The 9,811-nt window shown below is 40.5% G+C and carries 8 protein-coding genes; 7 read left to right on the top strand and 1 reads right to left on the bottom strand.

What is annotated here, in order from left to right; genetic code table 11:
* From dnaA to L1267_RS19565, 7 genes are all read left to right on the top strand, one after another.
* The coding region (gene dnaA / locus L1267_RS19595; protein WP_235383873.1) for a chromosomal replication initiator protein DnaA at positions 1 to 1,057 on the top strand (1,057 nt) is incomplete at its 5' end.
* Between the two features lie 13 nt (positions 1,058 to 1,070).
* Positions 1,071 to 2,174 carry a DNA polymerase III subunit beta gene (gene dnaN / locus L1267_RS19590; RefSeq protein WP_199526836.1) on the top strand — a complete coding sequence of 368 codons (1,104 nt, stop codon included), beginning with the start codon at positions 1,071 to 1,073 and terminating at the stop codon, positions 2,172 to 2,174.
* Positions 2,175 to 2,179: 5 nt separating this feature from the next.
* Entirely contained in the window at positions 2,180 to 3,274 is a 1,095-nt protein-coding gene (recF, locus tag L1267_RS19585; RefSeq protein WP_199526835.1) for a DNA replication/repair protein RecF, read from the top strand.
* A gap of 12 nt (positions 3,275 to 3,286) precedes the next feature.
* A complete protein-coding gene (gyrB, locus tag L1267_RS19580; RefSeq protein WP_235383872.1) occupies positions 3,287 to 5,713 on the top strand; it encodes a DNA topoisomerase (ATP-hydrolyzing) subunit B in 2,427 nt (808 codons plus the stop codon).
* Between the two features lie 143 nt (positions 5,714 to 5,856).
* Complete coding sequence (gene glyQ, locus L1267_RS19575) at positions 5,857 to 6,756, top strand: glycine--tRNA ligase subunit alpha (protein ID WP_054554789.1); 900 nt, start codon at positions 5,857 to 5,859, stop codon at positions 6,754 to 6,756.
* Between the two features lie 8 nt (positions 6,757 to 6,764).
* Complete coding sequence (gene glyS / locus L1267_RS19570; protein ID WP_235383871.1) at positions 6,765 to 8,834, top strand: glycine--tRNA ligase subunit beta; 2,070 nt, start codon at positions 6,765 to 6,767, stop codon at positions 8,832 to 8,834.
* Between the two features lie 61 nt (positions 8,835 to 8,895).
* Positions 8,896 to 9,345 (top strand): hypothetical protein, encoded by a 450-nt coding sequence (locus L1267_RS19565; protein WP_235383870.1) that lies wholly within the window; start codon positions 8,896 to 8,898, stop codon positions 9,343 to 9,345.
* Positions 9,346 to 9,554: 209 nt separating this feature from the next.
* On the opposite strand, the gene tusA is transcribed toward L1267_RS19565, so the two are convergent.
* Positions 9,555 to 9,794, bottom strand: coding sequence for a sulfurtransferase TusA (tusA, locus tag L1267_RS19560; RefSeq protein ID WP_054554785.1), 240 nt, complete (start codon positions 9,792 to 9,794; stop codon positions 9,555 to 9,557).
* Positions 9,795 to 9,811 lie beyond the last annotated feature (17 nt).

Below are 9,811 nucleotides of genomic sequence, written 5' to 3'. Positions count from 1 at the left end.
AAAAGCAGCGGTAGAGCCTGCGCCAAAATCAGGTTATAAATCAAACATTAAAGAAAATTACACCTTTGATAGCTTTGTTGAAGGTAAATCAAACCAATTAGCAAAAGCCGCAGCGACTCAAGTTGCAGATAACCCAGGTTCGGCATTTAACCCTGTATTTATATATGGTGGTACGGGCTTAGGTAAAACTCACTTATTACACGCTGTTGGTAACGGTATTATGGCTAATAAGCCAGACGCGAAAATTGTCTACATGCACTCAGAGCGATTTGTGCAAGACATGGTTAAAGCGCTGCAAAATAATGCCATCGAAGAGTTTAAACGTTATTACCGAAGTGTTGATGCATTGATGATCGATGATATTCAATTTTTCGCTAATAAAGAGCGCTCACAAGAAGAGTTCTTTCATACCTTCAATGCTTTACTTGAAGGAAATCAACAGATTATATTAACTTCAGACCGCTATCCAAAAGAGATAGAAGGGGTTGAAGACCGCCTTAAATCACGTTTTGGCTGGGGCTTAACCATTGCAATTGAGCCGCCAGAACTTGAAACGCGGGTTGCCATTTTGATGAAAAAAGCCCAACAAAGTAAAATTAACTTACCCCATGAAGTTGCTTTTTTCATCGCTAAGAAATTGCGTTCAAATGTGCGTGAATTAGAAGGAGCGTTAAACCGCGTTATTGCTAATGCAAACTTTACTGGTCGTCCAATTTCGATCGACTTTGTAAAAGAAGCCCTACGTGACTTACTTGCGCTGCAAGATAAACTGGTAACGATAGATAATATTCAACGCACTGTTGCTGAGTATTATCGTATTCGTGTGTCAGATTTACTATCGAAACGCCGTAGTCGTTCAGTAGCAAGGCCACGCCAAGTAGCAATGGCATTATCAAAAGAACTTACAAATCACAGTTTACCTGAGATTGGCGACGCCTTTGGTGGTCGCGATCACACAACTGTATTACACGCTTGTCGTAAAGTTAAATCACTACGTGATGAAAGCCACGAAGTGAAAGAAGATTATCAAAACTTAATAAGAACCTTGTCATCTTAAGGCCGACTTTATTATGCAAATAACAATATCAAGAGAGCAATTTTTAAAACCTTTAGTTCAAGTGTCTGGTGCGATTGAGCGTAAGCACACCTTACCGATTTTATCGAACGTACTGTTAGTTGTAGAAAACGGGCAACTTTCGATGACGGGTACCGATCTTGAAATTGAGTTAGTGGCGAGTGTGTTTGTTGGTGAAGACACATCTGATACAAAATTAACCTTGCCGGCAAAAAAGTTACTCGATATTTGTAAAAGTTTACCTGATGGCTCAGACCTTACTTTAAGTAGCCAAGATCACCAATTGCTACTAACCAGTGGTAAAAGCCGTTTTTCTTTAACAACTCTTGCCGCAGAAGACTTTCCTAATCTTGAGCAGTGGGATGGTGAAGTTGAGTTTCAACTGACTCGCTTAGAATTACGTAAGCTTCTTGAAAGCACACATTTTTCTATGGCGAATCAAGACGTACGTTATTACTTAAATGGTATGTCATTTGAAGTTGATAACACTGACATAAAAACGGTTGCTACAGATGGCCACCGTTTAGCGATTGCACAAAAGCAATTACCGCAATCTTTGAATACACAACGTCAGCTAATTATTCCACGAAAGGGTGTGCAAGAGATTATGCGCCTAATGGTAGCTGATGATGAGTTAGTAACCATTCAATTTGGTGCTAACCATATTCGTATTATTGATACAGAGTTCACATTTACCAGTAAACTTGTTGATGGTCGTTTTCCTGACTATCGTCGTGTATTGCCGCGTGGTGGTGACAAAGTGATTACTGCTAATCGTGAGTGGTTACGCAGTGCTTTCCAACGTGTGTCTATTTTATCAAATGAAAAATTTCGTGGTGTACGTTTAAATCTGTCTGAAGGTTTATTAAAGATTACGGCAAACAACCCTGAGCAAGAACAAGCTGAGGAAGTAGTTGAAGTAATGTATCAAGGCGGTGAGCTAGAAATTGGTTTTAACGTTTCATATGTTCTTGATGTTTTAAATACCTTAAAAACAGAAGATGTTACTTTTACACTTGCTGATTCAAATAGTAGTGCATTAATAGAAGGTGCTGGTGACGAAGAAGCAATGTATGTTGTTATGCCGATGCGTTTATAGACTTTATGAGTTTAAGTCATTTAAGCCTCAATAATTTTCGGAATATTGAGGCGCTGACACTCGAGCCAGTAAATGGGATTAATATTATTTACGGCGAGAATGGCAGCGGAAAAACCAGTCTCCTTGAGGCTATTTATTTCCTTTCTCACGGTAAATCATTTCGTACCGCCAAGCACAAAAATATCATTCAGCATCAACAAGACAAGTTTGTGATCCACGGTCGTAAAGCATTACATGATTTGTCTATTCCCATTGGTATAAGCAAAAACCAAGCGGGTGAAACATCTTTAAAAATTCAAGGTAAAACGAGTCGTAAAATATCTGAATTGGCTCAATTAATGCCTGTTCAAGTTATTACGCCAGAAAGTTATTCCTTGTTTTTTGGTGGCCCAAAAGAGCGTAGAAAATTTCTCGATTTGGGATTGTTCCACGTGGAACATGACTTCTTTTATTTGTGGCAATCTTTTAACAAAGTACTAAAGCAACGCAATGCATTACTAAAGAGTAAGCCACGAGATTATTTTCAACAGATCAAGTTTTGGGATAAAGAATTTGTTAGACTAGCTGAACAAATAAATAATCTAAGAATCGCGTATATAAGTAGGTTTAAGCAGCAATTTTTTGATAAAATGTGTGCAGAATTAACGCTAGTAAGCGATTTACAAATTAACTTCAATGCGGGTTGGAAAGAGAGTGAAATGCTCTCAGAAGCTCTTGAGCAAAGCTTTGAGCGTGATGCCAAGCAAGGTTTCACAAGTAAAGGCCCGCATAAAGCTGATTTTAGTTTTAGCGTTTCTGGTAATAGCGTAGAAAATACATTTTCGCGCGGTCAATTGAAGCTATTGCTTTATGCGTTAAAAGTGACGCAAAATAGCTTAATTGAGTCAGAAACTAATAAGCAATCTATATTGCTAATAGATGACTTACCTTCAGAGTTAGGTGAAGATACAAAAGAAAAAGTGGGTCAACTTTTGACACACTGCGATTCACAACTTTTTATCTCATCGATTTTATCTGAAAGTATTTCTGCTGTGGTGGAACCCATGCAACGAGAACTAAAAATGTTCCACGTGAAACATGGCAACCTAATAACAAGATAAGTGGGATTAACCATGTCTGAGAATTACGATTCGTCGAGTATTAAAGTACTAAAAGGATTAGACGCAGTAAGAAAGCGTCCAGGAATGTATATAGGGGACACCGATGACGGTACAGGCTTACACCATATGGTGTTTGAGGTTGTTGATAACTCTATCGATGAAGCCTTAGCTGGTCATTGTGATGATATTTTTGTAACGATTCACTTAGACGGTTCTGTCTCTGTAAGAGATAACGGTCGTGGTATTCCTACGTCAATTCATGAAGAAGAAGGTGTATCAGCTGCCGAAGTTATTATGACGGTACTTCACGCTGGTGGTAAGTTCGATGATAACTCATATAAAGTATCTGGTGGCTTACACGGTGTAGGTGTATCAGTAGTAAATGCACTTTCTGAAAAACTACAACTAACTATTCGTCGTGAAGGAAAAATTCACCAACAAACTTACACTATGGGTGTGCCAGATGCACCATTAGCTGTGATTGGTGAAGCAAATGACACGGGTACTGAGTTACGTTTTTGGCCAAGCGGTGAAACGTTTACTGACCTAAATTTCCACTACGACATTTTAGCGAAGCGCTTACGTGAGCTTTCTTTCTTAAACTCAGGTGTAAGTATCATTCTTACTGATGAGCGTGAAGAAACTAAAACAGATCACTTTAAATACGAAGGTGGTATTCAAGCGTTCGTAGAATATCTAAACCGTAATAAAACACCTGTACATAAAAGTGTTTTCCACTTTACCCATGAGCGTGAAGAAGACGGTATTAGTGTAGAAGTTTCAATGCAGTGGAACGATGGTTTCCAAGAAAGCATTTACTGTTTCACAAACAACATTCCACAACGTGATGGTGGTACGCACTTAGCTGGCTTTAGAGCGGCATTAACGCGTACGCTAAATAACTACATGGAAAAAGAAGGCTTTAACAAAAAAGCGAAAACAACCAGCAACGCAACGGGTGATGATGCTCGTGAAGGCTTAACTGCAGTTGTAAGTGTTAAAGTTCCTGATCCTAAGTTCTCATCACAAACCAAAGATAAACTAGTATCAAGTGAAGTTAAGTCTGCTGTAGAACAAGCGATGGCAGAAAAACTAACAGAGTTCTTATTAGAAAACCCTGTTGATGCTAAAACGGTTGTAGGTAAAATCATTGATGCCGCACGTGCTCGTGAAGCAGCGCGTAAAGCACGAGAAATGACACGCCGTAAAGGTGCAATGGATTTAGCGGGTTTACCAGGTAAACTGGCAGACTGCCAAGAAAAAGATCCAGCTTTATCAGAACTATACATAGTGGAGGGTGACTCTGCAGGTGGTTCAGCTAAGCAGGGTCGTAACCGTAAAAACCAAGCTATCTTGCCACTAAAAGGTAAGATTCTTAACGTTGAAAAAGCACGCTTTGATAAGATGCTTTCTTCTCAAGAAGTAGCAACATTAATCACAGCGCTAGGTTGTGGTATTGGTCGTGATGAATATGACCCAGAAAAACTTCGTTATCATCGTATCATTATCATGACCGATGCGGACGTGGATGGTTCTCACATTCGTACATTATTGCTAACTTTCTTCTATCGTCAAATGCCAGAGATTGTAGAAAAAGGCTTTATCTATATTGCGCAACCACCACTTTATAAAGTGAAAAAAGGTAAGCAAGAACGCTACATTAAAGATGATCCAGCACTTGTTGATTACTTAACGTCATTGGCATTAAACAATGCTGCACTTTATACAAGTGAAGGTGCATCTGCACTTGAAGGCGAAGATTTAGAAAGAATCGTTCACGATTATCAAAATACAGTTAAAGTTATTGAGCGCTTAAAACGTAAATATCCAAATGCGGTTATGGAACGTTTAATCTATCAAAGCGAAATTACCGAAGCTGATTTAGCTGATGAAGCAAAAGTTAAAGAGTGGACTAAAACCCTTGTTGACGACTTAATTGCACGTGATGAAGATGCAACTATCTTCCACGCCGGCACTGAGCACGATACTGAGCGCAACATGTATTATCCTGTTGTGAATATTCGTCAGCATGGTGTGGATAAAGCTCATGTACTAAACCATGACTTCATTACATCGCGTGACTATAAACGCATTGCAGCAACGGGCGTAAACATTGCTAACATACTTGAAGAAGGTGCTTACATACAACGTGGTGAAAAAACATTAGCTGTTGATAACTTTGTGGATGCATTAGAGTGGTTAATCAATGAATCGAAGCGTGGCCTTTATATCCAACGCTATAAAGGATTGGGTGAAATGAACCCTGATCAGCTTTGGGAAACAACTATGGATCCAGCTGCACGACGCATGTTGAAAGTAACAATCGAAGATGCTGTTGCCGCTGACCAATTGTTTGCGACACTAATGGGTGACCAAGTTGAGCCTCGTCGTGATTTCATCGAAACGAACGCGCTACGTGTAGTTAACCTAGACGTATAAGCAAATAATGATATTCATAAGAAGGAGCCACATGGCTCCTTTTTTTATTACTGAAAAAGCACAAACTGCTTAAAACCTTACTGCACACAAGGTATACTGAGAGCAATTTTCAGACTAAACGCACCAGATACTATAAGCCAAATATGCAAAAATATGACGTTAAAACCTTTCAAGGTTTGATCCTGGCTTTACAGGACTATTGGGCACAGCAAGGCTGTGTGATTGCTCAACCACTGGATATGGAAGTGGGAGCAGGGACATTTCATCCGTTAACGTTCTTAAAGTCGATTGGCCCAGAGCCAATGTCGAGCGCGTATGTTCAACCATGCCGCCGTCCAACTGATGGTCGTTATGGTGAAAACCCGAACCGATTACAACACTACTACCAATTTCAAGTAGTATTAAAACCATCACCAGAGAACATCCAGGAGCTTTATTTAGGCTCTTTAGCTGCTGTAGGTATTGATACGCTAACTGACGAAGTTCGCTTTGTAGAAGACAACTGGGAATCACCTACATTAGGTGCTTGGGGTCTAGGTTGGGAAATCTGGCTAAACGGTATGGAAGTAACTCAATTCACTTATTTCCAACAAGTAGGTGGCTTAGAGTGCTCACCGGTTACGGGTGAAATCACATATGGTCTAGAGCGTTTAGCAATGTATATACAGGGCGTAGATAGCATCTATGATCTAGTATGGGCAGACGGCCCTATGGGACGTGTAACATACGGTGATGTGTTCCATCAAAACGAAGTAGAGCAGTCAGCTTATAACTTCGAACAAGCGGATGTTGAGTTCTTATTTGCACAGTTTGATCACTGTGAGAAAGAAAGTGAAAAGCTAATCGAAGCAGGCTTACCATTACCAGCTTATGAGCAAGTAATGAAAGCATCACATGCGTTTAACTTATTAGACGCTCGTCACGCTATCTCAGTAACAGAACGTCAACGTTATATCTTACGTGTTCGTGCTTTATCTAAAGCGTGTGCACAAAGTTACTATGATGCCCGTGAAGCACTTGGTTTCCCGCTTTGTAAGGATTAAGAATTAGCATGTCAGCAGAAAATTTATTAGTAGAAATTGGCACTGAAGAGTTGCCACCGAAAGCACTTCGTAAACTTGCTGAGTCATTTGCTGAGAACTTAACAGCAGAACTTGCAAGCTTAGAATTAGCACATCAAGGTGTTAACTGGTACGCATCTCCACGTCGTTTAGGTTTACGTGTAACAGCACTTGAAGCAAAGCAAAGTGACAAAGTAGTTGAAAAGCGTGGTCCTGCAGTAGCTGCCGCTTTTGATGCCGATGGAAACCCAACTAAAGCAGCAATGGGTTGGGCACGTGGTTGTGGTATCGATGTAAGCGATGCAGAAACGATTGAAACAGATAAAGGTGCTTGGTTATTACATAAAGCACAGGTTGAAGGTCAAGCAACAACTTCGCTTATGAGCGATGCTGTAAACAAGGCACTTGCAAAATTACCTATCCCTAAACCAATGCGTTGGGGTGCGAGTAAAACGCAATTCATTCGTCCTGTACACACAGCGACTATTTTATTTGGTAGCACGCTAATCGAAGGTGAGATCCTTGGTAAGCAAGTTGGTAACCAATTACAAGGGCACCGTTTCCATCATCCAGAAAAAGTAACAATCAACCACGCTGATGATGTGTTTGATGTTCTGAAATCTGCTTACGTTGTCGCTGACTTCGAAGCGCGTAAAGCACAAATTCGTGAACAGATTGAAGCAGCAGCTGCAGCTGTAAATGCAAAAGTAGCGATGGATGAAGACTTACTTGAAGAAGTAACATCGTTGGTTGAATGGCCAGTAACACTAACAGCAACATTCGAAGAAGCATTCTTAGACGTTCCTTCTGAAGCGCTTATTTATACTATGAAGGACGATCAAAAGTACTTCCCGTTATTAGACCAAGAGGGCAACTTACTTAACAAGTTCCTATTTGTTTCTAATATCGAAAGTAAAGATCCAAGCGTAGTAATTGCGGGTAACGAAAAAGTTGTTCGTCCTCGTTTAGCCGATGCACAGTTCTTCTACGAAACTGATAAGAAGAAAACGCTAGAAAGCCGTTTAGAATCGCTAGATACTGTTTTATTCCAAAAGCAACTTGGTACGCTGAAAGATAAATCTGAGCGTATTAGTGAGCTTGCAGGTTACATTGCTGAGCAATTAGGTGCCGATGCCGAGCTTGCTAAGCGTGCAGGTCTGTTAAGTAAAACAGACTTAATGACCGAAATGGTCATGGAATTTACCGACGTACAAGGTGTAATGGGTATGCATTACGCGCGTCACGACGGTGAAGCTGAAGAAGTTGCACTCGCGCAAAATGAACAATATATGCCTCGCTTCGCGGGTGATAACTTACCAACAAATGTGATCAGCTGTGCTGTCGCAATTGCTGATAAGTTTGATACGCTGGTGGGTATTTTCGGTATTGGTCAAGCGCCAAAAGGTGATAAAGACCCATTTGCACTTCGCCGTGCTGCAATTGGTGCACTTCGCATCATGGTTGAAAAATCATTACCGCTAGATATCTTAGACCTTGTTGCTAAATCACAAACGCTATTCGGTGAAAAGCTAACTAACCTTAACGTATCAACAGATGTGTTTGAGTTTATGCTAGGTCGTTTTCGTGCATGGTATCAAGATGAAGGTATCGAAGTTGATGTGATCCAAGCTGTACTAGCACGTCGTCCAACTAAACCAGTTGATTTCGATCGTCGTGTTAAAGCGGTAAGTCACTTCCGTACATTAGACGCAGCAGAAGCGCTTGCAGCAGCAAATAAACGTGTAAGCAATATCTTGGCTAAAAATGACATCACAACACAAGGTGATGTAAACGAGAGCCTATTAAGCGATGACGCAGAAAAAGTATTAGCGTCACACGTTGCTAAGTTTGCAACTGAGCTTGCACCTCTGTATGCAAATGGCGATTACCAAGAAGCATTATCACAACTTGCGGGTATTCGTGAGAGTGTTGATAACTTCTTCGATAACGTCATGGTAATGGCAGATGACGAAGCGGTTAAACAAAACCGTTTAGCATTATTAAGCCAACTAAGCCGTCTGTTTTTAGATATTGCTGATATTTCTGTACTTCAGAAGTAAGCAGTAGCCAATTTATAAAAGCCAGCTCAGTGCTGGCTTTTTTGTAGCATAAGGAACAGTAATGAAACGTATAATTACTTTAGCATTAGCAGGCTTATTAACTGCCTGTTCTAGCCAAATACAAATGCCAAGCATTGACGATATTCTGCCAAGTAAAGACCTCGACCGTACTATGTATTTACGTGGTGACTTTACTCTATGGGATGCTGAGCCTCAGTATCAATTAGAGCAAGTTGCACCGGGTATATTCCAAACCGAAGTAAAATTTTCAACACCTGGTAAGGTGTATGAATTCAAAGTAGCGGATGCTGACTTTAGTGAAGGCTACAACTGTGGTTACAGTGATATGGACCCAGCAGGGCAATCATTGGTTTTAGGCCAAGCTGCTAATGCTGACTGTAATACCATCTATAATTATTTCAGCTTTAAACCCGCTGCAAAAGGTGTGTATGTAGTGAGCTTTGATTACCGCAATAGTAATCAACCAAAAGTGACAGTAACGAAGAAATAGCTATAAGCTTTCAGCTGTCAGTTTTAAGCCGATCGGATCGAGTGAGCGTTTAATATTGATAAATGCTCACTTTTAATTTTAATTGATTAACTCGAAACTCGAAACTCGAAACTCGAAACTCGAAACTCGAAACTCGAAACTCGAAACTCGAAACTCGAAACTCGAAACTCGAAACTCGAAACTCGAAACTCGAAACTCGAAACTCGTTGTTACAACCCTTTCTTCACCAAGTATCGATACGGTGCTTGCTCTACATCTTTAGCCACAAGTGTGTGATCCATAAAAGTACAAAAACTTGGGATATCGCGGGTGGTTGATGGGTCGTCGGCGATAATAAGTAAGGTTTCGCCATCTTTCATTTTACGTACTGCGCCACGTACCATCATCACAGGTTCTGGACAACGAAGGCCAAGTGCATCTAATTGGTGATCGGGATTATCAAAACTCATGGCTGACCTTTTGGATG

This window comes from Pseudoalteromonas sp. OFAV1 (assembly GCF_021532595.1).
Lineage (GTDB): Bacteria > Pseudomonadota > Gammaproteobacteria > Enterobacterales > Alteromonadaceae > Pseudoalteromonas > Pseudoalteromonas lipolytica_C.
This window is presented reverse-complemented; position numbering and strand designations above follow the sequence as displayed.

Excerpts from the sequence above, each read along its gene's own strand:
- recF (WP_199526835.1), top strand. The coding sequence starts at position 2,180 with ATGAGTTTAAGTCATTTAAGCCTCAATAATTTTCGGAATATTGAGGCG.
- dnaN (WP_199526836.1), top strand. The coding sequence starts at position 1,071 with ATGCAAATAACAATATCAAGAGAGCAATTTTTAAAACCTTTAGTTCAA.
- L1267_RS19565 (WP_235383870.1), top strand. The coding sequence starts at position 8,896 with ATGAAACGTATAATTACTTTAGCATTAGCAGGCTTATTAACTGCCTGT.
- glyS (WP_235383871.1), top strand. The coding sequence starts at position 6,765 with ATGTCAGCAGAAAATTTATTAGTAGAAATTGGCACTGAAGAGTTGCCA.
- glyQ (WP_054554789.1), top strand. The coding sequence starts at position 5,857 with ATGCAAAAATATGACGTTAAAACCTTTCAAGGTTTGATCCTGGCTTTA.
- tusA (WP_054554785.1), bottom strand. The coding sequence starts at position 9,794 with ATGAGTTTTGATAATCCCGATCACCAATTAGATGCACTTGGCCTTCGT.
- gyrB (WP_235383872.1), top strand. The coding sequence starts at position 3,287 with ATGTCTGAGAATTACGATTCGTCGAGTATTAAAGTACTAAAAGGATTA.